The organism is Micromonospora sp. NPDC051296, from assembly GCF_040682255.1.
GTDB lineage: Bacteria > Actinomycetota > Actinomycetes > Mycobacteriales > Micromonosporaceae > Micromonospora > Micromonospora craterilacus.
This window is the reverse complement of sequence record NZ_JBFBAO010000002.1, coordinates 12,505-38,463: the sequence shown is the minus strand read 5'-3', so window position 1 is coordinate 38,463 and position 25,959 is coordinate 12,505. Positions and strand designations below refer to the sequence as shown.

Genomic DNA, 25,959 nt, shown 5'->3' with positions numbered 1-25,959 from the left:
GTGATCCCATGCACGCTGTGCGTGATCATGACCTGGCAGTGGCCCAGCTGCGACGGTCGTACGCGGCGGTGCCACCCGGCCAGCCGGTGCGACTGGCCAAGCGCACCTCCAACCTGTTCCGCCCGCGCAACGCCCCCCGCACGACGGGGCTGGACGTCAGCGGGCTCGGTGGGGTGCTGGGCGTCGACCCGGTCGCCCGCACCGCCGACGTGCAGGGCATGTGCACCTACGAACGGCTGGTCGACGCGAGCCTGCCGCACGGCCTGATGCCGCTGGTGGTGCCGCAGCTGCGCACCATCACCCTGGGCGGGGCGGTCACCGGGCTGGGCATCGAGTCGACCTCGTTCCGCAACGGCCTGCCGCACGAGTCGGTGACCGAGCTGGACGTGCTCACCGGCGCCGGCGAGGTGGTCACCGCCCGGCCCGACGGCGAGCACGCCGACCTGTTCGCCGCGTTCCCCAACTCGCTGGGCAGCCTCGGCTACGCCACCCGGCTGCGCATCGAGCTGCAACCGGTCCGCCGTCACGTGGCGCTGCGCAACCTGCGGTTCACGAACCTGTCCGAGCTGACCGACGCGATCGGTGAGATCACCGCTACCCGCTCCTGGGCCGGCGCGAGCGTCGACGCGATGGACGGAGTGATGTTCAGCCCCGACGAGGCGTACCTCGTGCTGGCGACCTTCACCGACGACGAGCCCGCGGTCTCCGACTACACCGGCCAGGACATCTACTACCGCTCGCTGCACCGCCGCCAGCACGACGCGCTGACCGCGTACGACTACCTGTGGCGTTGGGACACCGACTGGTTCTGGTGCTCGGCGGCGTTCGGCGTTCAGCACCCGGTGGTGCGGCGGTTGTGGCCGGCGCGGTGGCGGCGCAGCGACGTCTATCACCGCATCGTGCGGCTGGAACACCGGCACCAGGTGGCCGCCCGGATCGACCGGTGGCGCGGCCAGCCGGCCCGGGAGCGGGTCGTGCAGGACGTGGAGGTCCCGCTGGAGCGCACCGCGGAGTTCCTGCACTGGTTTGCCCGGCGGGTGGGGATGACGCCGGTGTGGTTGTGCCCGCTGCGGCTGCGTGAGCCGGCCGGTGCGGGATCGGCCCGGTCCTGGCCGCTGTATCCGCTGCGGCCGGGGCAGGACTACGTCAACATCGGGTTCTGGGGGAGCGTTCCGATCGCCACGGGTGCCGCCGACGGCGACGTCAACCGGGAGATCGAGCGCGCGGTGTCGGAGGCGGGCGGGCACAAGTCGCTCTACTCCGACGCGTACTACGACCGGGATTCGTTCGACCGGCTCTACGGCGGCGACACGTGGCGCGTCGTGCGGGACCGGTACGACCCGGAGCATCGGCTGACCGGACTGTACGAGAAGGCGGTAGCGCGAGCATGAGCCTGACCGACCGAGACCAGGGAGCGGCCGGCGCTCCCGCCACGCCGCCCCCGGGGGGCCGGCGGCGTGGGCCGACCGTGGCGGACATCGTCCGTACGTTGACCGACGGCCCGCTGCCGGTGCGCGTCACCGCGTACGACGGCAGTGCCATCGGCCCGGCCGACGCCGGCATCACCCTGTCGATCCGAACCGAACGAGGGCTGTCGTACCTGCTCACCGCCCCGGGCGATCTGGGCATGGCGCGGGCGTACGTCAGCGGTGACCTGGCCCTGGAGGGGGTGCATCCGGGCGACCCGTACGAGGCGTTGCGGGTGCTCAAGGACGAGCTGCGGCTGCGGGCGCCGGCGTTGGCCGAGGGGCTGGCGCTGGTGCGGGGGCTGGGCTGGGAGCGGCTGATGCCGCCGCCGGCGCCGCCGCAGGAGGCGCTGCCGCGCTGGAAGCGGATCGTGGGCGGGCTGCGGCACTCGCGCTTCCGCGACAGCAGTGCCATCTCGCACCACTACGACGTGTCGAACGCCTTCTACGAGAAGGTGCTCGGCCCGTCGATGACGTACACCTGCGCGGTGTTCCGCAGCCCGGACGACACCCTGGAGCAGGCCCAGGCGAGCAAGTACGACCTGGTCGCGGGCAAGCTCGCGCTGCGGGCGGGGATGCGGCTGCTGGACGTGGGCTGCGGCTGGGGTGGCATGGTCCGGCACGCGGCCCGGGAGTACGGCGTCAAGGCACTCGGCGTGACCCTGTCCCGGGCGCAGGCGCAGTGGGCGCAGGCGGCGATCGAGCGCGAGGGGCTGACCGAGCTGGCCGAGGTGCGGCACCTCGACTACCGCGACGCGCCCCCGGAGCAGTTCGACGCGGTCTCCTCGATCGGGCTGACCGAGCACATCGGGGTGCGCAACTACCCGGCCTACTTCGGGTTCCTGCGCGACCGGCTGCGTCCGGAGGGGCGGCTGCTCAACCACTGCATCACCCGGGCGGACAATCGGGCGCCGCACCGCTCGGGCGCGTTCATCGACCGGTACGTCTTCCCGGACGGCGAGCTGGCCGGGCCGGGCCGGGTGATCAGCGAGCTGCACGACGTGGGGCTGGAGGTGCACCACGAGGAGAACCTGCGCCAGCACTACGCGCTGACCCTCGCCGCCTGGTGCCGCAACCTGGTGGAGCACTGGGACTTCTGCGTCTCCGAGGTGGGTGCGGGCACGGCCCGGGTGTGGGGGCTCTACATGGCCGGGTCGCGGCTGGCGTTCGAGCGCAACGGCATCCAGCTGCACCAGGTCCTGGCGACGCGCAACGGCCCGGGTGCGGCGAGCGGGTATCCGCTGCGCCCGGACTGGCTGCCCTAACCAACTGGCTGCCCTAACCAACTGGCTGCCCTAACCAACTGACGAAGGCCGCGCCGGATCGATCGGCGCGGTCTTCGTCGTCCCCATTGACAAACAGATTTTGTACGTACAAACTGATTTTGCCATGAGAGATGTCCTGTACCTGGAGCAGATCGAGCAGGCCGAGGTGCTGCTCAAGCCGCAGCGTGTCGAGATCCTGCGCCAACTCGCCGAGCCACGCACCTGCACCGAGGTGGCTGCCCGGCTGGAGCAGACGCCACAGCGCGTCTACTACCACGTCAAGCAGCTGGTCGCGGCCGGGCTGGTCGAGCAGGTCGACCAGCGCAAGGTTCGCGGCATCACCGAGGGCATCTACCAGGCGGTGGCCCGGTCGTACTGGCTGTCGCCCCGCCTGGTCGGGCGGATCGGGCTGCGCCGGGCTCGCGACGAGCTGAGCCTGGGCTACCTGCTCGACCTGATGGAGGAGGTCCAGGCCGACGTCGCGGCCCTGGACCGCACCGCCCCGGAGTTGCCCTCGATCGGGGTCTCCGGCGAGATCCGAGTGCCGGCCGATCGCCGGCAGGAATTCCTGCACGACCTGCAGTCCGCACTGCAGGACCTGTTCACGCGCTACGGCGGCGCCGAAGGTGACGCCTTCAAGCTCGCCGTGGCCTGCTACCCGAAGGGGACCGACCGTGACTGAACCGATGACCCTCGCCGCCCGACTCGCCGCGCCGATCACGCTGGTGCGCCGGGCCCTGACCAACCCGGCCGAGCTGGGCGTCTGGCTGGCCGAGTACGCCGAGGTCGACCTGCCCAAGCGGTACGAGTTCTGGGGCCGCTACACGCCCGAGGGCGACGCCGCGCACCAGCGCCTGCTGCACGCCGACGACGATCGGCTGCGGTTCGCCTGGCTGCTCGACGGTGTGGAGACCACCACCGAGATCACGCTGCGCCCGGACGGGTCGGACGCCACCGTGCTGACCCTGTCGCAGTCCCACTTCGACTTCGCCGACGTGATCAACGGCACCAGCATCAGGGGCGTCCTGCAGACCTACTGGAGTCTGGCGATCGCCAACCTCGCCGCCCACCTGGAGGGCCGCCCGCTGCTGCCGAAGACGGACTTCACCAGCACCGAGTTCCGCGGCGAGCTGGTCATCGCCGCGCCGGCCGACAAGGTCTGGGAGTCGCTGACCGACTCCGAGCAGGCCAGCACCTGGTTCGGCTACCCGATCGGCATCGAGCCGTGGGTCGGCGGCCGGTACGCCATGGGCGGCTTCGAGAGCGGGTACGCCGCCAAGGTGGTCGACCTGGAGCCCGGCCGGCGGATGTCGGTCGACTGGGGACCGTCCGGGGTGACCAACTGGGAGCTGGCCGAGTCCGAGGGGAAGACGAAGCTCACCTTCGTGCAGAGCGGCTTCGACACCCAGAACCCGCCGTACGCGGCCTGGTCCGGGTCGGTCGCCGGGCTGGCCGAACTGCGTCGCTTCCACGAGGTGCCGGACTGGCAGCCGATCTGGCTGCCGGAGGAGGCCGCCGCCGGCGCGGCCAGCTGAGCCCTACCTGCGGGGCCCGACCGTGGTCACCTGAGGGCCGCGGCCAGGCCCCGCAGGGCTGGAGTATTCAGACGGACCGGGTGAGCCGTTCGCCGCGACTGCGGGTGAGGACCATACCGACTGCTGCCAGCAGGAGGCAGGCGGCGCCCACGGCGGCAAGCGGACGGATCAGGTGGAAGGTGTACGCCCCCCAGAGGTCCGCCGGGGACACCGTGTCGGGTAGGAAGAACGAAGTATCGGCCAAGCCGATGCTGGTGATGACCGTTGCCGGCAGCAGCCAGAGCAGGCCCACCGCGCCGGTTGCCGCGGTCGCGCTGGTCGAAATCGGGACGGGCCGACGGCGCAGGCGGGCGGCCACCCGGGTTGCGGCCAGCCAGCCGAGCGCGAGTCCCACGACCCAGCCGCCGATGGCCAGGGGGGTCACGGCGGCCGGTGCGGCACGCTCGAAGTAGATGCCCAACGCTTCATACGGGGGGAAGCCGGCCGAAGCGCCACCTTCCTGGGCCGGGTAGACCTCGAGTACGAGGTCTGCCCTGGCGGCGGTCAGCCCGGCGGTGCCGAAGGTGCTCGGGCCGATGCGCCAACCTTCCCGGATCAGGCCTTCGCGGACGCGGCCGAGCAGGGCATCGAACCCGTCCGGTGGTACGTCGACGCTGATGTCGACGTACCCGCCGCGATACTGGTCGCTGCCGAACACCCAGCTGAGGGGTTCCTCGTACTCGTAGCCGAACAGGGCGTCGTAGCGGCCGAAATGCTGGACGGTCGAGTCGGGCGCCAGTTCTGCTACCAGGTCTCGGGTCTGCGCGTCGCTGGGCAGGTCTCCGGCCCAGCGCCACCCGAGCCACGCGCCGCCGGCGCCGAGCAGGGCTGCCAAGGTCAACGCGGCCAGGATGGCGGTCACCCAGGATGCCCGCCCCTGGGGACGCAGCCCTCGTAGGGCGTTGCTCGCGCGGGCAGATCCACGAACCGTGCCGTCGGGCGAATCGGACATCCTTCTCCTCACCGAAGAGACTGCCGTGTCGGACGTACCGCGGGCCGCATCCTATGCGCCCAGCGGCACGGGCGTCGATGACCTTGCTGTGTCGGTTGATCAGCAATGTCGTGGAGAGCCCTGATACCGGGCCGTCACCTGCGCAACTACCCTGGGACGGCTGTCGGAACAGGGAGACTCTTTGCGCAACCACCCGGCGATCGTGCTGGTCGTCGTCCTGCTGTCCACCCTCTCACTGCCGGTCTCGCTGACCGGCGCCTCGGTCGCGTTGCCGGACATCGGCCGGGACCTCGACGCCGGGCTGGCCGGGGTGCAGTGGGTGATCAACGGTTACAACGCCACCTTCGCCAGCTTCATGCTCGCCACCGGGGCGCTGGCCGACCTGTTCGGCCGGCGTCGGGTCTTCGCCACCGGGGTCGCGATCTTCGCCGGGGCCGGGCTGCTCGCCGCGGTCGCCGACGACATCCTGCTGCTCGACGTGGTACGCGCGCTGGCCGGTGTCGGCGCGGCCGCCGCCGCGACCAGCGCCGCCGCGATCCTCGCCGGCACCTTCCACGGCGCGGCCCGGACCCGCGCCTTCAGCGTCTTCGGTACCACGATCGGTGTCGGGCTGGCCTTCGGCCCGTCGATCGCCGGGCTGCTCATCGACACCTTCAGCTGGCGGGCGGTCTTCGCCGCGCCGGCCATCGCCGCGCTGCTGGTGCTGGCCCTGGTGCCGTTGCTGCCCGAGTCCCGCCAGTCGCAGGCGGGCCGGGTCGACTGGGTCGGCACGGTGTCGTTCACGGCGGGGCTGCTGCTGCTCATCTTCGGCTTCGTGCAGGGCCCCGAGTTCGGCTGGGCCGATCTGCGGATCGTCGCCGCGTTCGCCGCCGCCGTCGCGCTGCTGGTCTCCTTCGTCCGGGTGCAACGGCGCCGCGCGGAGCCGATGTTCGACCTGGCCCTGCTGGCGAACCCCCAGTTCCTCGGCATCTGCCTGGCGGCGGCCACCATCATCTCCGTGCTCGTGCCGCTGCTGGTCTACCTGCCGTCGTACCTCACCACGGTGGTCGGGCTGTCCTCCGGCGCGGCCGGTGCCACGCTGATCCTGCTCACCGCCCCCACCGTGGTGTTCCCGCTGCTCAGTGGCGTGCTGACCCGGGTGGTGCCGGCTTCACTGGTGATTGTCGTGTCGGTGGCAACGGTCGCGGTCGGCGCGGCCTGGGCCACCGTGCTCGCCCCGACCAGCAGCACCGCCGCGCTGGCCGGGCCGTTGCTGACCATCGGCGTCGGGATCGGGCTCTCCATCGGCCTGCTGGACGCCCTGGCCATCGGCAGTGTTGCGCCGCACCGGGCCGCCACCGGTGCCGGGATGATCAATACGGCCCGGTTGGCCAGCGAGACCATCGCCATCGCCGTGGTCGGTGCGGTGCTGGCCAGCGCCACCGGGGGCCGGCTCGCCGACCCGGGCTTCACCGGCGGGTTGCGTACCGTGCTGTGGTCTATGGCGGGGGTGCTGGCGTGCGCGACCGTCGCCACCGCCGTGCTGCTCCGCCGAGCCCGCACCGCAGGGCCGGCGGAGAAGGTCACCACGGGCTGAAACCTCGCCGTGACAGCACGATGACGGGCGCTGGCGGCTCGGCGCTGACACGGGTGCAGGTGTGTGGGCGCGACTATCGTGGCGTGTCGTGACGAGCAGCGAGGAGCGACTGGCCACGATTCGGGGCGGTGTGCCGCCGCGCCGGCACAACGCCCGGACGATCGCGGCGCTGACCGGCAACCCGGGCTGCACCCGCCGGGCGGTCCTGGACGGCGCCGGGGTGGACAAGCCGTTGCTGGCCGAGCGGATCGGTTTCCCCGCCGGGTTCGGGCAGTCCCGGTTCGCCATCACCCGCGGCAACGCGTTCGAGGCGCAGGTGAAGGCCGACGGCGGAACCGAGCTGCTGCGGCTGGTCGCGGAGCGGTTGGGCGTACCGGTGCCGGCGACGGCGAGTTGGACGGACCTCGGCGACGGCGACGACCCGGCCGGCCGGGAGCGGCGCTCGGCCGCGCTCCTCGCCGCCGCCCTACCCACCGCCGGCTCCGCTGCCGCCGATGCCGGCGCGTCCGACGTTGCCGGCGCATCCGAGGCCGGCGGCACCGACGAGCCGGCGGCGCTGTTCGATCATCCGTTGCTCGGGCTGGAGGTCGCCGGGCGACGGGTGCACCTGGAGCCGGATCTGGTGGCCGCCCGGCTGGGCGGCCGGTTCCACGTAGTGGAGGTCAAGTCGTTTCCGGTGATCGACGGGCAGGCCGACCCGACCAAGCTGGCCGCCGCGGCGGTCCAGTCCGCGGTGTACGTGCTGGCCCTGCGGGAGCTGCTCGCCGGGCACGGGCACGATCCGCAGCTGGTGTCGCACGAGGTGGTGCTGGTCTGCCCGCGCGACTTCGCCAACCAGCCGGTGGCGCACCTGCTCGACGTCCGCAAGCAGCTGCTGGTGGTACGCCGGCAGCTGGACCGGATGGCCCGGCTCGACACGCTGCTCGCCGCCGTACCGGCCGACTTCACCGCCGACCCGGCCGCCGACGCGGCGACCCTGGTCGGCTCGCTGTCCCAGGTGCCGGCCCGCTACGCCCCGGACTGCCTGGCCAGCTGCGAGCTGGCGTACTTCTGCCGGCACGAGGCCCGCGGGCACACCGGCGCGCTCGGCCGTCCGGTCCGTGAGGCGCTCGGTGGGATCACCGACGTGGACGAGGTGCTGGCGCTCGCCGGTGGGGAACGCGCCGCCGACCCGGAGCGGGCGGAGGCCGCCGCGCTGCTACGCGCCGCCGCCCGCCTACGCGCCGACGCCCTCGGAGTGCCGGCGTGAGCACGTTGCGGGCGTTGGCGGCGGCCCAGGCGGTGGCGGCCGGGGTGGCCCAGCCGGTGGCCACCGTTCGGCACCAGCACCTGTCGACGCGACCGCTGGTGCTGGTGCCGCTGGCCATGGCCGGCGAGGCGAACGCGCCGCTGGCGGCGATGGTCGGCGCGGCGCCGGGCGAGGGTCGGCTGCTGATCGTGCCGCAGCCGCGTAACCGGGACCACCGGTTCGCGTTCGCGGCCGAGCTGGCCGCGACCGTGCTGCCGTACCTGGCCGGGCACCGGGGCGCCACCGAGGCGGTGGCCGTGGACCGGGGGCGGGACGTGCGGTACCGGTACCTCGACGCGCCGCAGTTGCTGGTGCCGAACCCGGCCGGGGTGACGTTCCTGCGGCTGCTGGGCCGGTCCACCCGGTTCCGTCGGGTGGACGGGGAGTATCCGGTGCCCCCGGAGGTGCCGCTGCTGGGGCGGTGGCTGACCTTCCTCGCCGAGCGGGCCGAGCATCCCGGCTCGTCGGCACTGTTGGCGATGACGCAGGCGTTGACGCTGCACTGGGCGACCGGGCAGAGCGCGGTGGAGGACCTGCACCTGCCGGCGCTGCTCGGGTGGATCGCCCCGCCGGCCGGGCTGACCGGTGCCGAGGCGGCGGCCCGGGCCGAGGACCCGGCGGTGTGCCCGCCGGCCGGCCCGGCGACCGATCCCGGCTTCGACAACCGGCTGCTCGCCCCGGCCATCGAGGCGTACGCCGCGGCCGGCGACGACGAGGCGGCCCGGGTCGAGGCGTACGCGCGGCTGGAGCGGCTGCTGCGCGACCAGCTGACGCCCACCTGGGACCTGATGTGGCGCGGCCTGGGGTTGCTGCGCGCCCTGCCGCCGGGCGCCCGGGTGGCCGGGCGCTGGGACGGCGACCGGGACGCCTTCACCGCCCACGCCGAGCACATCGACGAGGGTGGCGCACCGCAGCCGCGCCGCGACGGTGCCGTGGCGGCCGCTGCCCGGCTGCACCGCCTGGAGCGGGCCGCGGCGACGTACGCGGTGCAGCGCGCCTACGACGATCCGCTGGTGCTGGCGGAGTACCGGCTGACCGGTGAGGCGTTCGTCGGCGAGGTGGTACTGGCCGATCCGGCGCGGGTGGACGACAGCGGCCGGCGGCCGGTGCTGCGCCCGCGGATCCAGCTGGTGACCACCGAGCCGGTGCTGGTGCCGGTGGGCGCGAGCCTGTGCAACCCGGCCCGACCAGGGCAGAAGGCCCGGGTCGTCTTTGTCACCCCGGCGGCCGACGGCAAGACCGAGGTGGTGCTGGAACTCTCCGGCGGGATGGGTCGGGGGCTGACCGCCGCCCCGGGCAGCGTGCCCGAGGTGGGGCAACGGTTGTGCTACACCACGCTGAGTGAGGCGTACGTGCCGAGCGGGGCGTTCCCGGCGGTGGAGGAGACCCCGTGGACCCACGGCGGCCCGCCCGACGTCGGTCCGGTGGTGGTCGCCGACGGTGCCCCGGCGCCCGAGCCCGAGCCCGAGCCCGACGAGGCGTGGGCCTGACGGTGCGCGTCGGTGCCCCGGCCGGCGTCGGCGGGATGCCGTGACGGATTCGGATCGACGAATGGCCGTCGGGTTGCGGACTCGATACCGGCGGATCTGGCGGGGCGGTTGCCCGCGTGGCTAGGCTTTCGGGGTTTGCCGGAACCGGGCCTCGCCGTCGAGGGTGCGTACGAGAGAGAGCCGGAGCGATCGCTGTGTCGCGAAAGCACGTCGAGCAGGCTGCCGCGCGGTCGCCCGGGCAGGAACGGGCCGGTCGGGTGGGGCTGGTCGGCGCGGGCGTGGTGGTCGCCGTCGAGGCTCTCTGGCTGGTGCTGGAACTGCCCGCGGCGGCTCTGGTCAGCGACCTGGGCGCGGTCGCGGTGGCGGGTTGGACCGCGGTGGCCTGCGTCGGGGCGGCGCGCCGGCACCCGGCGCCGCTGCGGCGGTTCTGGCTGCTGCTCGCCGCCACGATGGCGTTGGCCCTCGCCGGGCGGGCACTGTGGACCTCGCAGCGGCTGATCGGTGAGAGCCTGCCGCACACCCTGCCGATCGGGCTGATCTTCGCGGTCAGTCTGCTCACCGGTACCGGCGCGCTGCTGTGCTCGGTCACCGCGCCGCGCACCGCGGTGGGCCGCGCCCGGACCCTGCTCGACGGGTTGATCGTCGGGTTGGCGCTGATCCCGATCGGCTGGCTGCTGATCTTCCGCAACGTCGTCACGGCGGACCTCGACGAGCCATTGCGCACCGCCGGGCTGCTTTACCCGATGTTCGACCTGATGCAGCTGACCATCCTGGTCGCGGTGATCGGGCCGGGCCGGCCGGTGTGGCGCCCGCTGACGTTGCTCGGGGTGAGCCTGTCCATCCGGGCGGTGGCCGACGCCGTGTACGTGTCCATGGCGGCCGCCGGCACCTACCAGCCCGGCGCCCCGGTCGACGTGCTCTGGCCGCTGAGCTACCTGTTGATCGGTCTGGCGACCCGGATGTCCCCGCCGCCGTACTACGACCGTGGCGACGAGGCGGGCGAGACGCCGTTGCCGCCGTGGTGGCGGGTGGCGCTGCCATACGTGCCGGTGGGCGGGGCGGTGGTGGCGACCATGCTGGCCCGCGACGCCACCGGCCACACTCCGCTGCCCGTGTTCCTGGCGATGATGGCGCTGCTCGCGGCGCTGGGGCTGCGCCAGGCGCTGGCCGCGAACGAGAACCTGCGGTTGGTGGCCCGGCTGCGGCAGCTCGCCTACGTCGACCAGCTCACCGGGCTGCCCAACCGGCTGGCGTTCACCCGCCGGCTGCGTAGCGCCCTGCGCGGGGCGAAGCCGGTCGCCGTGCTGCTCCTCGACCTGGACGGCTTCAAGCAGGTCAACGACCGGTTCGGGCACACCACCGGGGACACCCTGCTGAGCGGTCTGTCCCGGCGGATGCGCCGGGCGGTCGCCGACGACGGGATGATCGCCCGGATCGGCGGTGACGAGTTCGCCGTGCTGGTCACCGGTGCTCGCCCGGCCACGCCGGAGCAACTGGCGGAGCGGCTGCTGGCGGCGCTGCAACCGTCCGCCGGCGAGGAGGTGGTCGGGGTGCACCCGTCGGCGAGCATCGGCATCGCCGAGTACGGTCCGCAGCACATCTCGTACACCGATCTGCTGCGCGACGCCGACATCGCCATGTACGCGGCGAAGGCGGCGGGCAAGTCCGCGTACCGGCGGAGCACGCCGGCGCTGCGGGAGTCGGCGGTGAGCCGGGCGGAGCTGATCGCCGACCTGCGGCGGGCGGTCGACGAGGAGCAGCTGCACCTGGAGTTCCAGCCGATCGTGGACCTGGCCACCGGGGCGGTGCGCAGCGCGGAGGCGCTGGTGCGGTGGCGGCACCCGCGGCTGGGCATGCTCAGCCCGGCGCGGTTCCTGCCGCTGGCCGAGGAGACCGGGCTGATCCTGCCGATCGACCGGTGGGTGATCCACGAGGCGTGCCGGGCGGCAGCCACCTGGCAGGACGGGGTCCCGCCGGCGACGGTGGCGGTGAACATCGCCGCGGCACACCTGCGCCGGCCGGATCTGATCGCCACGGTCACCGAGGCCACCGCGGGGGCGGGGCTGGCACCGCGGGCGCTGACCCTGGAGCTGACCGAGTCGGCGCTGATCGAGGGCAGCGACGCGGTCCTCGACCGGCTGGGTCAGCTGCGGGAGCTGGGCATCCGGATCGCCATCGACGACTTCGGCACCGGGTACTCGTCGCTGAGCTACCTGCATCGGATTCCGGCCACCGAGTTGAAGATCGACCGGTCGTTCGTGGCCCGGATCTCCGAGGACACCCGGGCGTACGCGACGGTGGAGATGGTCACCCGGCTGGCCGGCGCGTTCGACCTGGGTGTGGTGGCCGAGGGGGTGGAGACCGACCGGCAGCACGACGCGGTGGCCGCGATCGGCTGCGTGCAGGGGCAGGGCTACCGGTACGGCCGCCCCGCCGCCCTGGCCGAACTGCGTAGCGTCCTGGCACAGCCCGTCCCGCGGCAGGTGACCGGCGTCGCAGAATCGGATTTGACCCTCACGTAACGGCAGGCGGGAGCGTGGTTCCGAGGAAGGGAGGGAACCATGGCGTACACGGTGGGTCAGGTGGCCAAGCTCGCCGCGGTGACCGTGCGGGCGTTGCACCACTACGACGAGATCGGGTTGCTGTCGCCGAGCGGACGCACCGGCGCGGGCTACCGCCGTTACGACGATGCGGACCTGGAGCGGTTGCAGCTGATCCGGTACTACCGCGAGCTGGGGTTCCCGTTGGAAGAGATCGCCGTGATCCTCGACGAGCCGGCGAGCGACCCGGGCGCGCACCTGCGCCGGCAGCACGAACTGCTGACGGTGCGGATCAAGCGGTTGCAGGAGATGGTCGCGGCGATCGAGTTCGCGATGGAGGCGAGCAAGTTGAACATTCGACTGACCCCGCAGGAGCGCTTCGAGGTGTTCGGTGACTTCGACCCGGAGGCGCACGCCGAGGAGGCGGAGCAGCGATGGGGTGGCAGCGAGGCGTACCGGGAGTCCAACCGGCGGGCGTCGCGCTACACCAAGGAGGACTGGCTGCGGATCAAGGCCGAGACCGAGGGCTGGGGGCAGCGGATCGTCGCGCTGATGGCCTCGGGAGCGCCGGCGGACGGCCCGGCGGCGATGGAGTTGGCGGAGGAGCACCGGCAGCAGATCAGCCAGTGGTTCTACGAGTGCTCGTACGAGATCCACACCGGGCTGGCCGACATGTACATCGCCGACGAGCGGTTCACCGCCCATTACGAGGCGATGGCGCCGGGGCTGGCCGCGTACCTGGCGGAGGCGATCCACGCCAACGCGATCACCCGCGCCTGACGTTGGCAGCGATCGGCTGATCGGGACTGTCGGACCGGGGGAGTATGACTGGCATGGCCCGTGCCCTGATCTCCGGAGGTCCACTGTGTTGATAGTCGCCGGCACGCTCTACGTCGATCCGGCCGAGCGGGACGACTACCTGGCCACCTGCGAGGAGATCGTCCGGCAGGCGCGGTCGGCGCCCGGCTGCGTCGACTTCGCCATCAGCCCCGACCTGATCGAGCCGGGGCGGATCAACGTCTACGAGCGGTGGGAGTCCGACGAGCAGTTGCTGGACTTCCGCGGCTCCGGACCGGAGCCGGAGCAGCGGGTGGCGATCGTCGGGGCCGAGGTCCACAAGTTCCGGATCAGCGCGGTCGAGTCGCCCTGAGGACGGGTTCCCCGACCTGACCGTCGCCGGTCCGGCGCGGCGTCGCCTGCGCTGCGCGGTGCTGGCCGGGCGGGGCCAAGACGGTCCGCCCGGCCCGGCGATCAATGGCCTGGGGTGCCGGGCCGCGCACCGGGAACGGTCCTGGCCGGCTTATCGGGAACGGTCTTGGCCGGCTTACCGGGAACGGTCTTGGCCGGCTTATCGGAAAGGCTCGCGGTCGGGGTCCCACCGGGCCGCTTGGGGCCAGGCGTGCCAGGGCTGCTCGGCGCGTGACCGCGCTTGGCCGGCACGGGAACGGCGGCGGGGCGGCCGGCTCCGGTCGGGCGGCCGGGGGCGTCCGGCGCGTCCTGGATGGTGGCCGCGCAGTACTCCGCCACGTTGCCGGTACCGCCGGCCGCGTCGACCAACTCGCCGAAGGCCGGGTTCTCCGGCGCCTTGCCCGCCTTGGTGGCGGCCCCGGCGGTGTACGCCTGGCACAAGCCCACGAACGAGGGCGGCGGGCTGGGGGCGTCGGCCGCGCCGCTCAGGCCGTTCGGATGTGACGGGGTGGCGCCAGGCGTGGTCGACGCCGGTGTGGTCAACGCCTGTGTGGCTGGGGGCTCCGTGGCCGGGGCATGCCTGGCTGGCGGCGTGGCTGGCGGGCCGAACAGCGGGTCGGGCAGCGCACCGGTGCCGGCGGCCAGCGCAACACCACCGAGTCCGGTGGCGGCGACGACGGCGGCCTTGCCGGTGATCAGCCTCGCCAGTGCGATCTTGAGCCTGGACTCTCTCGGTGGTCGAGGTTCAGGGGCGTGATCAGCGGAGACCCGGAAGGCGGCCAGCGCCGCCTGCTCCCCGGCCAGCTCGTCGCGATGAGCCGGGCCCCGTGCCGCGCGTAGCAGGGCGGCGAGCCGGCCGGCCCGGCTCAGGGCGTCCGGGTCGCCGTCGAGCAGCCGATCGGCGGTCTTCCGATCGATGCGGCGAAGTGATGGTTTGCTCATCTCGTGTCTCTGGCGTTGTCCTGCATCATTTCGTCACTCACCCGTCGCGAAAGGACGGATCGTCGAGGCGGATGGACGTAGTCCCTGCTCGGGGGCGGTGACGCCAGGCAGGTCGGCCTGCCGGTCGAGGCGCGCGGCCAGTCGGCGCAATCCCCGCCACGCGGCGGTACGCACCGCGCCGGGGCGCTTGCCCAGCACGTGGGCACTGGCCTTCGCGTCGAGTCCGAACACGACCCGCAGCAGGATCGCCTCGGCCTGGTCGCGGGGCAGTGTCGCGATCATCGCGATCGCCGCGCGGGTAGCTGCGGCCTGTTCCGCCTGCTCGGCGGCGTCGTAGCCGGTGGGCAGGTCGACCAGGACATCGGCCGGTACGGTCACCATCGGTCGCCGCCCCTGGCGGCGCAGGTGGTCCAGTGCCCGGTGTCGGGCTATCCCGGCGGCCCAGGCGCGGAAACCGGCGCCCTCGTCACGGAACCGGCGCAGGTCGCGGGTGACCTGCAACCAGACCTCCGAGGCCACGTCCTCGGCATCGTCGCCGACCATGCCTCGCAGGTAGCGCAGCAGACCGGGTTGCACCTGCCGATACAGCACCCGGAACGCCTCATCGTCGCCGTGCTGCGCGGCGCGCACCGTCGTTGCGAGATCCGGTTCAGGCGGCCAACCGAGGTTGCTCGTCACTGCCACCGCCAGCAGACGTTGGCCGTCACGACCGCCGGCACCGGTACCACCAGCATGCTTGTCACAGAACCGCCACCAACCCGCCACCCTTCGGCGACGGCTCTCGCCACCTCGTTCGATTGATCAGCGTCACCGCCCGGGAATGCGTCACAGCCATTCGGTCCGGCCGCGCTGACGGGATCACGACCGGGTGGTTCCGGCGGTACCTCGACGGCGAGGGCGGTGCAGCAAAACCACCATCTCGTCCTTATTGGTCCACCGATCGGGTAATTCGCCCTGTGCTGGCCGTGTCCATCGTGGCGGCCGGAGCCGTTAACACTGTGACACCCCATTTGGTGGCCTGCGGTTGGTGGCATGCGCGGCGAAGGAGTCGGCGTGGCAAGGACTGATTCGACGGGTTCGACGGGTTCGACATGGCGGTACCGGTGGGCGCGCCGGCAGAACGAGCGCCGGCTGCGGCTGTTCCGCAGCGCCGAGGGCACCTGGCGGCGACGCGACGACGAACTGCGCCGCCTGCGTACGCTCGCCGAGCAGTGCCACGGCTCGGTCGGGGCGGGGGACGGCCTGCCGCTGGAACTCGCCCCCGACGAGATCGTGCTCCGGGTGGTGCCGGCCGCGCAGCTGGTCGAGGTGCGGCACACCGCCGTCCTGCCCGCTCCCGACCTGACCGTCGGCGAGCAGACCCGCCGGCTGCGTGCCCGCTGCCCCGACGGGGTCCGGGTCGCCGACGCCGGGATGGCGGTGATAACCAACCGCCGGCTGGTCCTGCTCGGCGGGCGGGGCCGGCGCGACTGGGCGTACGGGCGGATGACCGGGCTCGCGCACGACCCGCACGCGCCGGTCACCCTGATCCAGGTGCTGGACCGGCGGCGTACCTCCGGCGTGCTGCTGCGCGCCGACGCGGCGCACGAGTTCCGGTTCGTGCTCACCCTGGCCTTCGCCGACGCCATCGAGCAGCGCCAGGCGGTCATCGCCCAGCTCGACGAGCTGATTGCCGAACACGCCCGGCTACGCCCGGCCCGGCCGGGCATCGCCACGCCCGGTCAGGCCCGGCTGTTCGCGCTGATCCCCGGCGGCCGGCGGACCGCCGTGGTCGCCGCCGCCCTCGCCGTGATGGTGCCGCTGGCACTGGCCAACTCCAGCCCCTCGGACCGGACCGGCTCGGAACTGGCCGCCGCCGCCGCGCCAGCCCCGGCCGCCGCCGCGTCGAAAACCCCACGGGTCACCGGTTCACCCAAGCCGCACCGGGCCAGCCCGAAGCCCGAGCGGCGCTGCGGCGCCCCGGCCAATCCGATGGGGTACGACTTCTGCGGCGGCGAGCGGATCCGCAAGCCGCCCCGTGAGGTCTGCGACCACTTCGACTGCGTGCCCGGGTTCTGGGACGGCCGGGGCTACCTGGTGCAGTGCGAGAACGGGAAGGTCAGCCTGGCGGGCGGCAGCCCCCGCGCCTGCGGCGCACACGGCGGCGTCCGCCGCACCGTCTGGACCTGACCGGCGCTCACTCGGGTGCGTGGCAGACCGCCTCGACGTTGTTGCCGTCCGGGTCGCGGACGAACGCGCCGAAGTAGGTGGCGTGGTATTCCGGCCAGACCCGGGGCGCGTGCAGCACCTGCGCGCCCGTGGCCGCCGCCGCGTCGTGGAACGCCCGCACCGCCGCCCGGTCGGGCGCGCTGAACGCGATGTGACTCTCGTGGCCGGCGCCCTCGCCGGGGGCCGGGCTGAGCCAGAAGTCCGGTTTGGTGCTGCCGTAGCCGACGGCCTCCGGATACTGCAGCATCCGCTGGGCACCGAGCGTGGCGAGGACCGCGTCGTAGAACGCGATGCTGGCGTCGAGGTCACGGACCTGAATGCCGAGATGGTCGAGCATCTGCTGCCTCCGTCGGGCACGGGAAGGAACTCGGACCTGGCCGAGGCTATGAGTCGGGTGTGACAGCGACGCACGCCACCGGCGGGGTCGTTGCCCGGGGCCGACCCGGCCTGGTCTGATGCGCCCATGGGAGTCATCGAGGTCAACCGCGCGATCGAGGCGGTGTGGCGGATCGAGTCCGGGCGGGTGATCGCCGCCCTGGCGGCGCTGGTGCGCGATGTCGGCTGGGCCGAGGAACTGGCCCAGGACGCCCTGGTCGCCGCGCTGGAGCAGTGGCCGCGTGACGGCGTACCGGCCAACCCCGGCGCCTGGCTGACCGCGGTCGGCAAGCGACGCGCGATCGACGGGATACGTCGCCGGCAGGTGCAGGACCGCAAGGTCGCCGAGCTCGGCCACGACCTGGGCGACGAGACGTTCACCCCGGACTTCGACGCGGCCTTCGAGGAGCGGATCGACGACGACCTGCTCCGGCTGATCTTCACCGCCTGCCACCCGGTGCTCACCCCGCAGGCGCGGGCGGCGCTGACCCTGCGGATGATCGGCGGGCTGAAGACCGAGGAGATCGCCCGAGCGTTCCTGGTGCCGGAGCCCACCATGGCTCAGCGGATCACCCGGGCCAAGAAGACCCTCGCCGACGCCAAGGTGCCGTTCGAGGTGCCCGGCGTGGCCGAGCGCGGGGAGCGGCTGGCCAGCGTGCTGGAGGTCATCTACCTGATCTTCAACGAGGGCTACGCGGCGACCGCCGGGGACGACTGGATGCGCCCGGCGCTCTGCGAGGACGCGCTGCGCCTGGCCCGGGTGCTGCAACGGCTGATGCCGGACGAACCCGAGGTGCACGGGCTGGCCGCGCTGCTGGAGGTCCAGGCGTCGCGAACGCAGACCCGCACCGACGCCAACGGCGAGCCGGTGCTGCTGATGGAACAGGACCGGCGCCGCTGGGACCGGCTGCTCATCCGCCGGGGGCTGGACGCGCTGGAGTTGGCCCGGGCCGGCGACGGCCCGGCTGGCTCGTACACCCTCCAGGCGGAGATCGCGGCCTGCCACGCGCGGGCGCGTACCCCCGAGGAGACGGACTGGACGCGGATCGCGGCCAGCTACGCGGAGCTGGCCCGGGTCGCGCCGTCGCCGGTGGTGGAGCTGAACCGGGCCGTGGCGGTCTCCTTCGCCGACGGCCCGGCCGCCGGCCTGGAGGTGGCCCGCGCCCTGGTCGACGAGCCGGCCCTGGCCCGCTACCACCTGCTGCCCACCGTGATCGGGGACCTGCTGGCCAAGCTCGGCCGCTACGACGAGGCCGCCGCCGAGTTCACCCGCGCGGCCGAGCTGACCGGCAACGAGCGGGAACGTGCGCTGCTGCGCGACCGGGCCGCCGACTGTGCCCGAGGGGTCCCGCCGACCCGCTGAGAACCTCACGAAAAAGATCCGGCCCCGATGTCGAATCCCGGTCGGGCCGCTCGACGCGTCAGTGACAGCCGGGAACGACCGGCGCGGCACACCGGCGACGGGCCGGCAGGACGAGGAGGCAGAGATGGCGACGGCGACGACCGTACGGCCCGGAGTGGCGGGTGCCGGCACGCAGCGTACGACGGGGGTGTTGCTGGCCGGAGGGATCGCCGCCGGGACGGTGTTCGCGGTGTCGGTCACCGCGCAGGTGCTGACCCGCGACGGGTTCGACCTGAGCCGGCAGCCGCTCAGCCTCCTCGCCCTCGGCGAGCACGGGTGGATCCAGATCGCCACGTTCGTGGTGAGCGGGCTACTCGCCCTCGCCGGCGCGGTCGGCATCCGCCGGGTGCTGCGCGGCCAGCCCGCCGGTACCTGGGGGCCAGGGCTGGTGGCCGCCTTCGGCGTCGGGCTGGTCATCGGCGGGGTGCTGGTCGCCGACCCGAGCATGGGCTGGCCGGCCGGCGCGCCGGAAGGGCCGGCGGAGACGGCGAGCTGGCACGCGGTCGGCCACGGGGTCGGCGCGATGCTCGCGTTCTGGTCGCTCACCGCGGCCTGCCTGGTCTTCGCCCGCCGGTACGCCCGGCGCGGGCAGCGCGGTGCCGCCGTGCTGTCTTTGGTCTGCGCCATCGTGGTGGTGGTCGTGATGGCCTGGCCGGACCAGGACAGCCTCAGCGTCCGGATGGCCGTCGGCTGCGGTGTCCTCTTCGCCTGGCTCGCGGCGGTCTCCGCCCGGCTGTTGGCTGTTCGCTCTCACTGACCGTAGGAACCTTGGAAAGGACAAGATCGATGCGCTTCATGCTCATGCACAAGCTGGACGACACCAAGCCCGAGCTGTGGCAGCCGACGCCCGACTTCCTCGCTCGGATGGGCGCCTTCATGGAGGAGGCGAACAAGTCGGGTGTCCTGCTCTCCGGGGAGGGGCTGCGGCCGAGCAGCGTGGACGCCGGCCGGATCACCGTCACCGGCGGCAAGTCGACGGTGACCGACGGGCCGTTCGCCGAGACCAAGGAACTGATCGCCGGGTTCGCGCTGATGCAGGTCCGCGACAAGGCGGAGGCCATGGAGTGGGGCCGGCGGTTCGCCGACCTCTTCGCCGAGACCGGCGTCGACGTGGAGGTCGACGTCCGCCGGGTCACCGAGTGGGAAGACGTGGCACCGGCCTCCTGATCACCACCCACCCTCACCGCGCGCCGCCGACCCCGCTGTCGGCGGCGCGCGGCGCGTTCGCGGGCCGCCGTTCAGCACTGCGCGGCGGGTTCAGCTGCCGCCGTTCGGCGTTGCGCGGCGGGTTCGTGGGCCGGCGTTCAGCGTTGCTCGGCGGCGAGGGCGGCCAGGCGGGACAGGGCCGGCACGGCGGCGAGCAGCCGTTCCCGGTCCGCCCGGTCGAGGCCGACCAGCGCGGCGGCGAGCAGGTCGCGGCGGTGCTGCCCGTAGGCGGCGATCCGCTCCCGCGCCGCGTCGGTCAACCCCAACCGGACGGTACGCCGGTCGGCCGGATCCCGGTCCCGGCTCAGCAGGCCGGCGGCGGTCAACTCGCCGACCAGGGTGCTCACCGTGTTCGCGGCGGTGCCGAGGCGCTCGGCGGCCTCCCGGACGCTGATCCCGGGCTGCCGCTGCACCAGCCGCAGCACCTCCACCTGCGCGTCCGGCAGGGCCACCCGGCCCGCCCGCTGGCTGGCCGTACGCCGCAGCACCCGGTGCAGGTCGCCCAGGGCGGCGCCGAGTTGGGCGAGCGTCTCGTCCGTCACAGTGCGACCCTTCCCGCAGCAATACCTCTGTTAGCAGAGCTATCGTAACCGGGCGCAGCCGACCGCCGAGGGGACCGCCGATGCCGCAGACCGCCGCGCCCGTACGCCCGCCGGGCCGGATCGCCGCACCCACCGGCCGGGCCGCCGTCGGGCTGCTGGTGCTGCTCGGCGCCCTCACCGCGATCGGGCCGCTGTCGCTGGACACCTACCTGCCGGCGTTCCCCGAGATGACCCGCGACCTGGCCACCAGCCAGGCGCAGATCCAGCTCTCCCTGACCAGCTGCCTGGTCGGCATGGCCCTCGGTCAACTCGTCACCGGCCCGCTCAGCGACCGCTGGGGCCGGCGCCTGCCGGTGCTGGTCGGCGTCGCCGCGTACACCCTGCTGTCGCTGGTCTGCGCGCTCGCCCCGTCCGCGGAGACCCTCGCCGCGGCCCGGTTCGCCCAGGGTTTCGCCGGCGGCATGGGCACCGTGGTCGCCCGTGCCGTCGTCCGCGATCTCTACGCCGGACGGGCCGCCGCGAAGTACTTCTCCCGGCTGGCCCTGGTCTTCGGCATCGCCCCGATGGCCGCCCCCGCCTTCGGCAGCCTGGTGCTGCGCGTCGGCGACTGGCGTACCGTCTTCGTCGCTCTGGCCGTCATCGGCGCCCTGCTCGCCACCGCCGCCGCGTGGCGACTCCCCGAGACCCTGCCCGCCGCGAGACGCAACACCGGCGGCCTGGCCGCGACCGCCGCCGCCGGCCGCGCCCTGCTCGCCGACCGCGTCTACCTCGGGTACGCGCTGACCCAGGGCCTCGCCTTCGCCGGACTGTTCGCCTACCTCTCCGGTTCCTCGTTCGTCCTCCAGGACGTCTTCGGCCTCTCCGCCGGCACGTTCAGCCTCGTCTTCGGGGTCAACGCCCTCGCCTTCGTCGCCGTCGGCCAGCTCAACGCCCGGCTGCTGGACCGGCACGACCCCCGGCCGCTGCTGCTCAGTGCCCTCGGCATCGGACTGCTCGCCGCCCTCGGCGTGCTCGCCGGGGCCATGCTCGGGGCCCTGCCCCTGGTCATCGTCGCGCTGTTCGCCTTCGTCGGATCCCTGGGCATGGTGATGCCGAACGGCACCGCCCTCGCCCTCGACCGGCACGCCGCGCGCGCCGGCACCGCGGCAGCCCTGCTCGGCGGCATCCAGGCCGTGGTCGCGGCCGGTGCCGCGCCGCTGGTCGGGCTCGGCGGGGAGGGCAGCGCGGTGCCGATGGCCGTGGTGGTCAGCGGCGCGGCGGCCGCCTCGCTGCTGGTGGTGCTCACCCTGGCCCGCACCCGCTCGCGCTGACCGTGGCGCTCAGGCGGGCTTGGCGCCCTCGTCCTCCTCACCCAGGATCTCCGACATCGACTTCAGAAGCTCGTCCAACCGTGGCTGGTCACTCCCGGCCGGCACCTCGGGCAGTCTCGCGAGTGCCGCGTCGACCTCTGCCTTGACCGCCAGGCGCTGCGACGCCTCGCCCGATTCGACCGCCTTGTGGAACCGCGAGGTCAGGTCGGCCAACCGGCTCAGGAGCTCCGGGTCCGGAAGGGCGGCGGAGCTCTCCGGCGGTTGCGGCCGGACATCGGTGAACCGGCTCCCCCCGAAGCGGGTCAGGGCGGCTGCCACCTCGTCCGCCGGCTGTTGGATGTGGTCGAGGCTGACGAGCACCAGGGCCGGCCGATCGTCGATCGGGCTCCGACCGGTGAGCGGACGGTCGATGGTCGAGGCGACGGCCGGCACCAGCAACAACGACGCCGGTTTCCGCTTCCTGCCGCCCGACGGTAGCGGCTGGCCAAGGATGACGGTCTCGATCTCGGCCCACGGCACCAGCCGGTTGAGCCCGGCGACCCGCAGGTCCAGCCCGTCGGCCCCGATGTGGAACCGGAACGGCCTGAGTTGGTAGGCGACGAACGCGCCGGCCGCCAGCAGCCAGAGGCCGCCGAGGACCCACCTCACGGTGGACGACGGGGGAATGAGGTAGATCAACAGTAACGGTCCGAGCGCGACGATTGTCAGACCATTCCACAGTGGCTGACGGCTCCTGCGCAGCTTCATGCCGGTACCCCGATCCCTTGTGGCCTGCCATGGGAGGCCTTGCATGGTGGCACAGGCGATGCGCTGCCGTGATCAACCGAACGTCCCGACCGGATCGTTGGTCTTTCGTCTCACCTTGGCCGCGGCCCGCGCCTGGCACTCATGCCGGCTTGATGCCCTCGTCATCCCAGCTGGCCAGTTCAACCGAAACCCGCTCCAGGTACCGGTCCACCTGTCTGCGGTCATATCCGCGCAGTCCGAGGAGCAGATCGCCACGTGCCCGGTCGAGCTCTGCCTTGACCTCATGGCGCTGCGACGCCCGGCCCGAGGCGAGTGCGTCCTCGCACCGCTGGACCAGCTCATCCACCTGGTTTGTGTTGTACCCGCGTAACGCAACCTCGAAGAGCGGCTCGTCGAACCCTGCTCGGCCGGGTTGCCGGACATCCGCGAAGCGGCTCCCGCCGAAGCGGGCCAGGGCGGCCGCCACCTCGTCCGCGGGCTGTTGAATTCGGTCGAGGTCGAGGAGTGTCAGGGCTGGCCGATTGTCGACCGGGCTCCGGCCGGTGAGCGGAGGATCGATGGCTGATCCGGTGGCCGGCACCATCAGCAACGACGGGGATCGGCTCCCACTGCCGCCAGCCGCCGGCTGGTCGAGAATGACCGCGTCGATCTCGGCCCACGGCACCAGCCGGTTGAGCCCGGCGACCCGCAGGTCCAGCCCGTCGGCTCCGATGTGAAACCGGAACGGCCTGAGTCTGTCGGCGACGAGCACGCCGAGGGTCAACAGCACGATGCCGCCGAGAACCCACGTCAGGGTCGGAGAGGGAGCAATAATCCGCAGCACGACCGCACCGATCGTCACGAGGATGAGGCGGTTCACCAGCCGCGGTTGGCGTCTGCGCAGCTTCATGCCGATGCCTCGATCCCTGGGGGTCAGCCCAGGTCAGCATGCCATGACGGCACAAGCGATGCGTTCCCGTGATCAACCACGCCCGCCACCGGAGAAGTTCTCACCTTCGGCTGGTGCGGGGCGGTAATGGTCGTGGCCCCGGCCCCGGCTTTCCCCTCTCGGATCAGGCGGTGCCGAAGTCGGGGACAGTGATCGAGCCGTCGGCTGCCAGGGGGAAACCGGGGTTCCAGGCGATCTCCCAGGAGTGCCCGTCCGGGTCGGAGAAGTAGCCCGCGTACCCGCCGTAGGAGGTCTCCCGCGCCGGCCGGGTGACCACCGCCCCCGCCTCGGCCGCTGCGGCCAGCACCTGATCCACCTCGTCGCGCTCGCGTACGTTGTGCGCCAGCGAGATCCCGCCGAATCCACCGGTGCCGCGGGCGTCGACACCGGCGTCCGCGGCCAGCGACTCCCGCGCCCACAGCACCACGGCGATGCCGCCGGCCTGGAAGAACACCGTCTGCTCGACCTCCTGGCCCCGCCAGCCGAGCTGTTCGTAGAACGTACGGGACCGGGCGAGGTCGGTCACCCCGAGCGTGATCAGGCTGATGCGCTGCTCCATCCCGGCAACCTAGCCCGTCACGCGGGGGCGTAGAGATACACCCGTACGTCGGGTAGGTCGGCGAGGGCGGTCTCGATGAGTGGCCGTACGTCGGCCCAGTCCAGGCCGCCGTTGCCGCAGCCCAGGGCCGGCACGGCCACCGAAGTGATCCGGTGCTCCCGCAGGATCCGGACCAGGTCGGGCAGGCCAGCCGCGACATCGGCCAGCCGCGACCGGGAGCGCCAGTGGCTCTTCGTCGGGAAGTTGATGACGTAGCGGTGGCGGCCCGGTCGCCCCGAGTCGTACACGAACATGCGCCCGACCCGGACCTTGCCGGCAGCGCAGGCGGCGCGGTAGGCGGCGTAGTTCCCGGGATGGGCGTGCCGGAAGGCCAGTGCTATGCCCTTGCCCATGACGCCGACGGTGTTGACGGCATTGACGAGGGCGTTGGTGTCTGCGTCGAGCAGGTCCCCACTCCGCATCTCGATCACGATGTCATGGATAGCAATGGGGTAGGACACCGTCTTGTTCGTCTGTTGCCGCCGAAGCACCGAACAGGGTGTATAAGTATTATCTGAGGAGGTCCGGTAATGCTTATATCGGCGTCTGTGTGGCAGGCCTTGATCGACGCCGGGGTCGCGCTCGTCCCGCGTGGAGACGATCGCGTGGAACTGGGCTACGCCGACGTTCGTGCCACTCTGGCCGTCGTGGCATCCCCGACGCCGCTGAGCCCCAGCGACATCGTCGCCGTTGCGGGCCGCCATCCGGAACCCTGCCTGATCATCGTTCCGACGGCCACAGCCGCCGTCCGGGCAGCGATCGAGGCGAGCGGCGGCTCATGGTTGGTCGACATCGGGCAGCATGTCGCCGGGGTGCTGCACATCGACGACACCCGGATCGTGTTGCCGCCTCCAGCGCCGGCTTCCGCCAGGCCCGCCAGGCGTGGCCGGGTGCCGTGGGGTGCCTTCACCCTCGTCCGCCGGATGATCCAGCAACCACACGCCACCCAACGCGAGTTGGCCGCGCTCGCCGCGGTCTCCCAGCCGCGGGTCTCACAGGTCCTGTCCGCGCTCGCCGACATCGACGTCGTGCGGCGTGCCCGGAATGGATGGACGTTGCCGAACGTCGATGCCGCGATCGACTGGTGGCTGGCGAGTTACCCGGGACCAGGTGGGATCACCACCTACTGGTACGGCCTCAGCCCGGTCGTCGAACAGGCCGCGAGAATCGCCAGCCTTCTCGCTGCGGCCGGGGTGCAACCCGTCGCGGTCTCCGGCGACGTGGCCGCCGACCTTCTCGCCCCTTGGCGGGTGCCCGCGCGGGCCGTCGTTTACGCCGCCGACGGGGTGGACCTTGCCGAAGCCGACTTCGTGCCCGCCGGGACGGAGGAGGCGACGATCGAGTTGACGGTGCCGCAGGATCCGGGGCTCTGGCCCACCGCCCCTCAGACGCGGGGCAACGCGCTGCCGCTCGCGGACCCGCTCCAGATCCTGTGGGACGTCACGCGGGCCCCCGGCGCCGATAGCGAGGAAGCCGCAGAACGGGTACGGCAAGTGCTACGCCGTCGACACGAGCAGGAGCGCGCAGCATGACCGACCCGGCAGAACCAAGCCCTGTCTTCGTGGCATCGACCAGCCGGGCCGCCGACGCCGGCTTCCGTACGCTCGCCGATCTGGCGAAGATCGCCGCCGCCCTTGGTGCGGACTACCGAATCGTCGGCGGCCACATGGTCACCCTGCTCGTCGCGCTCCACAACGTCACCGAGCAGGTGCCGCTGCGGGAGACGGCGGATGCCGACTTCGCGGCGCTCCCGACCGTGATTTCCGACCCCCGTCTGCCGGCCGCACTGCTCGACCGTGGTTATCGACCTCGCGAAGCCGCCAACAGGTTTGCCCGGGAGGTCACGGACGCGCACGGCGACCTCAGCCTCGTCATCGACATTCTGGCGCCCTCGTATCGTGGCGCGTTGGTGCCCAATCAGCGTCACGGTGAACTCGTGGTCGACGAGGTGCCGGGACTCGTGCTTGCCCTGCACCGTCCTCCCGAGGTGCTGGACGTCAAAGTTCGCCTCACCAGTGCTGAAGAGCTGAACGTGCGGCTTGCGCTTCCCGACGTGACATCCGCGCTGTGTCTCAAAGCGCTTGCTTATCGTGGACGCTTCGCCGCGAAGGACGCGATCGACCTCTGGCGACTCCTGCATGCGGCCCACGCGTCCGGGCTACGCGCTACGGACTGGCCGAGCCGGGCCACCGGACGCCAAGCCGCCGAGATATTGCATCGCTTCTTCGGTACACCCGGCGCTGCGGGACTAACCCAGATGTCCGCGCGCGTCGCCGACCGCACCCGTATGCAGGCGCTGGTTCGGCGGATCGTCGGAGCGGTCTGACCATCCATCGTCGCGACGGCGTAGGCGGCGATGGCA

The 25,959-nt window shown here is 72.6% G+C and carries 26 protein-coding genes; 17 read left to right on the top strand and 9 right to left on the bottom strand.

From position 1 onward, the window contains the following. The first annotated feature begins 8 nt into the window (after positions 1–8). The 4 genes from AB0M52_RS00465 (at position 9) to AB0M52_RS00450 (ending at position 4,266) form a co-directional block, all read left to right on the top strand. The gene (locus AB0M52_RS00465; protein WP_363946784.1) at positions 9–1,391 is read left to right on the top strand and encodes an FAD-binding oxidoreductase; all 1,383 of its coding nucleotides are present in this window, start codon (positions 9–11) and stop codon (positions 1,389–1,391) included. Continuing rightward, positions 1,388–2,731 carry a class I SAM-dependent methyltransferase gene (locus AB0M52_RS00460; RefSeq protein WP_363946781.1) on the top strand — a complete coding sequence of 448 codons (1,344 nt, stop codon included), beginning with the start codon at positions 1,388–1,390 and terminating at the stop codon, positions 2,729–2,731. The genes AB0M52_RS00465 and AB0M52_RS00460 overlap by 4 nt, the downstream gene beginning before the upstream one ends. A 124-nt stretch (positions 2,732–2,855) precedes the next feature. Next, the gene (locus AB0M52_RS00455; protein WP_363946778.1) at positions 2,856–3,413 is read left to right on the top strand and encodes a helix-turn-helix domain-containing protein; all 558 of its coding nucleotides are present in this window, start codon (positions 2,856–2,858) and stop codon (positions 3,411–3,413) included. Next, entirely contained in the window at positions 3,406–4,266 is an 861-nt protein-coding gene (locus tag AB0M52_RS00450; protein WP_363946776.1) for an SRPBCC domain-containing protein, read from the top strand. The genes AB0M52_RS00455 and AB0M52_RS00450 overlap by 8 nt, the downstream gene beginning before the upstream one ends. 67 nt (positions 4,267–4,333) lie before the next feature. Here the strand turns inward: AB0M52_RS00450 and AB0M52_RS00445 are convergent, their stop codons facing one another. Further along, on the bottom strand, positions 4,334–5,257 hold the full coding sequence (locus AB0M52_RS00445; RefSeq protein WP_363946773.1) for a hypothetical protein: 924 nt from the start codon (positions 5,255–5,257) through the stop codon (positions 4,334–4,336). 181 nt (positions 5,258–5,438) lie between these two features. On the opposite strand from AB0M52_RS00445, the gene AB0M52_RS00440 reads away from it, so the two are divergent. From AB0M52_RS00440 to AB0M52_RS00415, 6 genes are all read left to right on the top strand, one after another. Continuing rightward, a complete protein-coding gene (locus AB0M52_RS00440) occupies positions 5,439–6,833 on the top strand; it encodes an MFS transporter (RefSeq protein ID WP_363946770.1) in 1,395 nt (464 codons plus the stop codon). Positions 6,834–6,921: 88 nt separating this feature from the next. After that, positions 6,922–8,082: a hypothetical protein gene (locus AB0M52_RS00435; RefSeq protein ID WP_363946767.1), complete on the top strand. Its 1,161-nt coding sequence runs from the start codon at positions 6,922–6,924 to the stop codon at positions 8,080–8,082. Then, entirely contained in the window at positions 8,079–9,611 is a 1,533-nt protein-coding gene (locus AB0M52_RS00430; protein WP_363946764.1) for a hypothetical protein, read from the top strand. The genes AB0M52_RS00435 and AB0M52_RS00430 overlap by 4 nt, the downstream gene beginning before the upstream one ends. Positions 9,612–9,805: 194 nt before the next feature. Then, positions 9,806–12,133: an EAL domain-containing protein gene (locus AB0M52_RS00425; protein ID WP_363946761.1), complete on the top strand. Its 2,328-nt coding sequence runs from the start codon at positions 9,806–9,808 to the stop codon at positions 12,131–12,133. A 39-nt stretch (positions 12,134–12,172) separates the two neighbouring features. Next, the gene (locus tag AB0M52_RS00420; RefSeq protein WP_363946758.1) at positions 12,173–12,931 is read left to right on the top strand and encodes a MerR family transcriptional regulator; all 759 of its coding nucleotides are present in this window, start codon (positions 12,173–12,175) and stop codon (positions 12,929–12,931) included. Between the two features lie 85 nt (positions 12,932–13,016). Then, complete coding sequence (locus AB0M52_RS00415) at positions 13,017–13,301, top strand: antibiotic biosynthesis monooxygenase family protein (protein WP_363946756.1); 285 nt, start codon at positions 13,017–13,019, stop codon at positions 13,299–13,301. A gap of 101 nt (positions 13,302–13,402) precedes the next feature. On the opposite strand, the gene AB0M52_RS00410 is transcribed toward AB0M52_RS00415, so the two are convergent. Further along, positions 13,403–14,281 carry a hypothetical protein gene (locus AB0M52_RS00410; RefSeq protein WP_363946753.1) on the bottom strand — a complete coding sequence of 293 codons (879 nt, stop codon included), beginning with the start codon at positions 14,279–14,281 and terminating at the stop codon, positions 13,403–13,405. Between the two features lie 33 nt (positions 14,282–14,314). Continuing rightward, entirely contained in the window at positions 14,315–14,959 is a 645-nt protein-coding gene (locus AB0M52_RS00405) for an RNA polymerase sigma factor (protein WP_363946751.1), read from the bottom strand. A 354-nt stretch (positions 14,960–15,313) separates the two neighbouring features. Here AB0M52_RS00405 and AB0M52_RS00400 point away from each other — a divergent pair, with 354 nt between their 5' ends. Then, on the top strand, positions 15,314–16,450 hold the full coding sequence (locus AB0M52_RS00400) for a hypothetical protein (protein ID WP_363946748.1): 1,137 nt from the start codon (positions 15,314–15,316) through the stop codon (positions 16,448–16,450). Between the two features lie 7 nt (positions 16,451–16,457). On the opposite strand, the gene AB0M52_RS00395 is transcribed toward AB0M52_RS00400, so the two are convergent. Continuing rightward, the gene (locus tag AB0M52_RS00395; protein ID WP_363946745.1) at positions 16,458–16,826 is read right to left on the bottom strand and encodes a VOC family protein; all 369 of its coding nucleotides are present in this window, start codon (positions 16,824–16,826) and stop codon (positions 16,458–16,460) included. A 126-nt stretch (positions 16,827–16,952) separates the two neighbouring features. On the opposite strand from AB0M52_RS00395, the gene AB0M52_RS00390 reads away from it, so the two are divergent. The 3 genes from AB0M52_RS00390 (at position 16,953) to AB0M52_RS00380 (ending at position 19,433) form a co-directional block, all read left to right on the top strand. Beyond that, the gene (locus tag AB0M52_RS00390; RefSeq protein ID WP_363946742.1) at positions 16,953–18,227 is read left to right on the top strand and encodes an RNA polymerase sigma factor; all 1,275 of its coding nucleotides are present in this window, start codon (positions 16,953–16,955) and stop codon (positions 18,225–18,227) included. A gap of 124 nt (positions 18,228–18,351) precedes the next feature. Continuing rightward, positions 18,352–19,023, top strand: a complete 672-nt coding sequence (locus tag AB0M52_RS00385; protein WP_363946739.1) for a DUF998 domain-containing protein — start codon at positions 18,352–18,354, stop codon at positions 19,021–19,023. 29 nt (positions 19,024–19,052) lie between these two features. Next, positions 19,053–19,433 carry a YciI family protein gene (locus AB0M52_RS00380; protein WP_363946736.1) on the top strand — a complete coding sequence of 127 codons (381 nt, stop codon included), beginning with the start codon at positions 19,053–19,055 and terminating at the stop codon, positions 19,431–19,433. A gap of 137 nt (positions 19,434–19,570) precedes the next feature. Here AB0M52_RS00380 and AB0M52_RS00375 read toward each other — a convergent pair whose 3' ends face one another. Next, positions 19,571–20,014, bottom strand: coding sequence for a MarR family transcriptional regulator (locus tag AB0M52_RS00375; protein WP_363946733.1), 444 nt, complete (start codon positions 20,012–20,014; stop codon positions 19,571–19,573). Between the two features lie 80 nt (positions 20,015–20,094). On the opposite strand from AB0M52_RS00375, the gene AB0M52_RS00370 reads away from it, so the two are divergent. Beyond that, on the top strand, positions 20,095–21,324 hold the full coding sequence (locus tag AB0M52_RS00370; RefSeq protein ID WP_363946731.1) for a multidrug effflux MFS transporter: 1,230 nt from the start codon (positions 20,095–20,097) through the stop codon (positions 21,322–21,324). A 9-nt stretch (positions 21,325–21,333) separates the two neighbouring features. On the opposite strand, the gene AB0M52_RS00365 is transcribed toward AB0M52_RS00370, so the two are convergent. The 4 genes from AB0M52_RS00365 to AB0M52_RS00350 form a co-directional block, all read right to left on the bottom strand. Then, positions 21,334–21,972, bottom strand: a complete 639-nt coding sequence (locus AB0M52_RS00365) for a hypothetical protein (RefSeq protein ID WP_363946729.1) — start codon at positions 21,970–21,972, stop codon at positions 21,334–21,336. A gap of 238 nt (positions 21,973–22,210) precedes the next feature. Further along, positions 22,211–22,960 carry a DivIVA domain-containing protein gene (locus tag AB0M52_RS00360; RefSeq protein WP_363946727.1) on the bottom strand — a complete coding sequence of 250 codons (750 nt, stop codon included), beginning with the start codon at positions 22,958–22,960 and terminating at the stop codon, positions 22,211–22,213. Positions 22,961–23,123: 163 nt separating this feature from the next. After that, positions 23,124–23,558: a VOC family protein gene (locus AB0M52_RS00355; protein WP_363946725.1), complete on the bottom strand. Its 435-nt coding sequence runs from the start codon at positions 23,556–23,558 to the stop codon at positions 23,124–23,126. Positions 23,559–23,575: 17 nt separating this feature from the next. Further along, positions 23,576–24,019, bottom strand: coding sequence for a macro domain-containing protein (locus tag AB0M52_RS00350; protein WP_363946723.1), 444 nt, complete (start codon positions 24,017–24,019; stop codon positions 23,576–23,578). A gap of 225 nt (positions 24,020–24,244) precedes the next feature. Between AB0M52_RS00350 and AB0M52_RS00345 the strand changes: the two genes are divergently transcribed. Together AB0M52_RS00345 and AB0M52_RS00340 are read left to right on the top strand one after the other, a co-directional pair. Continuing rightward, complete coding sequence (locus tag AB0M52_RS00345; protein WP_363946721.1) at positions 24,245–25,129, top strand: hypothetical protein; 885 nt, start codon at positions 24,245–24,247, stop codon at positions 25,127–25,129. Next, positions 25,126–25,923 carry a hypothetical protein gene (locus AB0M52_RS00340; RefSeq protein WP_363946718.1) on the top strand — a complete coding sequence of 266 codons (798 nt, stop codon included), beginning with the start codon at positions 25,126–25,128 and terminating at the stop codon, positions 25,921–25,923. Before AB0M52_RS00345 ends, AB0M52_RS00340 begins: the two co-directional genes overlap by 4 nt. The last annotated feature ends 36 nt before the right edge of the window (positions 25,924–25,959 follow it).

Coding starts and splice junctions, on each gene's coding strand:
- AB0M52_RS00460 (WP_363946781.1), top strand. CDS start 1,388: ATGAGCCTGACCGACCGAGACCAGGGAGCGGCCGGCGCTCCCGCCACG.
- AB0M52_RS00390 (WP_363946742.1), top strand. CDS start 16,953: ATGGGAGTCATCGAGGTCAACCGCGCGATCGAGGCGGTGTGGCGGATC.
- AB0M52_RS00410 (WP_363946753.1), bottom strand. CDS start 14,281: ATGAGCAAACCATCACTTCGCCGCATCGATCGGAAGACCGCCGATCGG.
- AB0M52_RS00395 (WP_363946745.1), bottom strand. CDS start 16,826: ATGCTCGACCATCTCGGCATTCAGGTCCGTGACCTCGACGCCAGCATC.
- AB0M52_RS00400 (WP_363946748.1), top strand. CDS start 15,314: ATGCGCGGCGAAGGAGTCGGCGTGGCAAGGACTGATTCGACGGGTTCG.
- AB0M52_RS00420 (WP_363946758.1), top strand. CDS start 12,173: ATGGCGTACACGGTGGGTCAGGTGGCCAAGCTCGCCGCGGTGACCGTG.
- AB0M52_RS00445 (WP_363946773.1), bottom strand. CDS start 5,257: ATGTCCGATTCGCCCGACGGCACGGTTCGTGGATCTGCCCGCGCGAGC.
- AB0M52_RS00465 (WP_363946784.1), top strand. CDS start 9: ATGCACGCTGTGCGTGATCATGACCTGGCAGTGGCCCAGCTGCGACGG.
- AB0M52_RS00350 (WP_363946723.1), bottom strand. CDS start 24,019: ATGCGGAGTGGGGACCTGCTCGACGCAGACACCAACGCCCTCGTCAAT.
- AB0M52_RS00340 (WP_363946718.1), top strand. CDS start 25,126: ATGACCGACCCGGCAGAACCAAGCCCTGTCTTCGTGGCATCGACCAGC.
- AB0M52_RS00370 (WP_363946731.1), top strand. CDS start 20,095: ATGCCGCAGACCGCCGCGCCCGTACGCCCGCCGGGCCGGATCGCCGCA.
- AB0M52_RS00455 (WP_363946778.1), top strand. CDS start 2,856: ATGAGAGATGTCCTGTACCTGGAGCAGATCGAGCAGGCCGAGGTGCTG.
- AB0M52_RS00385 (WP_363946739.1), top strand. CDS start 18,352: ATGGCGACGGCGACGACCGTACGGCCCGGAGTGGCGGGTGCCGGCACG.
- AB0M52_RS00380 (WP_363946736.1), top strand. CDS start 19,053: ATGCGCTTCATGCTCATGCACAAGCTGGACGACACCAAGCCCGAGCTG.
- AB0M52_RS00355 (WP_363946725.1), bottom strand. CDS start 23,558: ATGGAGCAGCGCATCAGCCTGATCACGCTCGGGGTGACCGACCTCGCC.
- AB0M52_RS00360 (WP_363946727.1), bottom strand. CDS start 22,960: ATGAAGCTGCGCAGACGCCAACCGCGGCTGGTGAACCGCCTCATCCTC.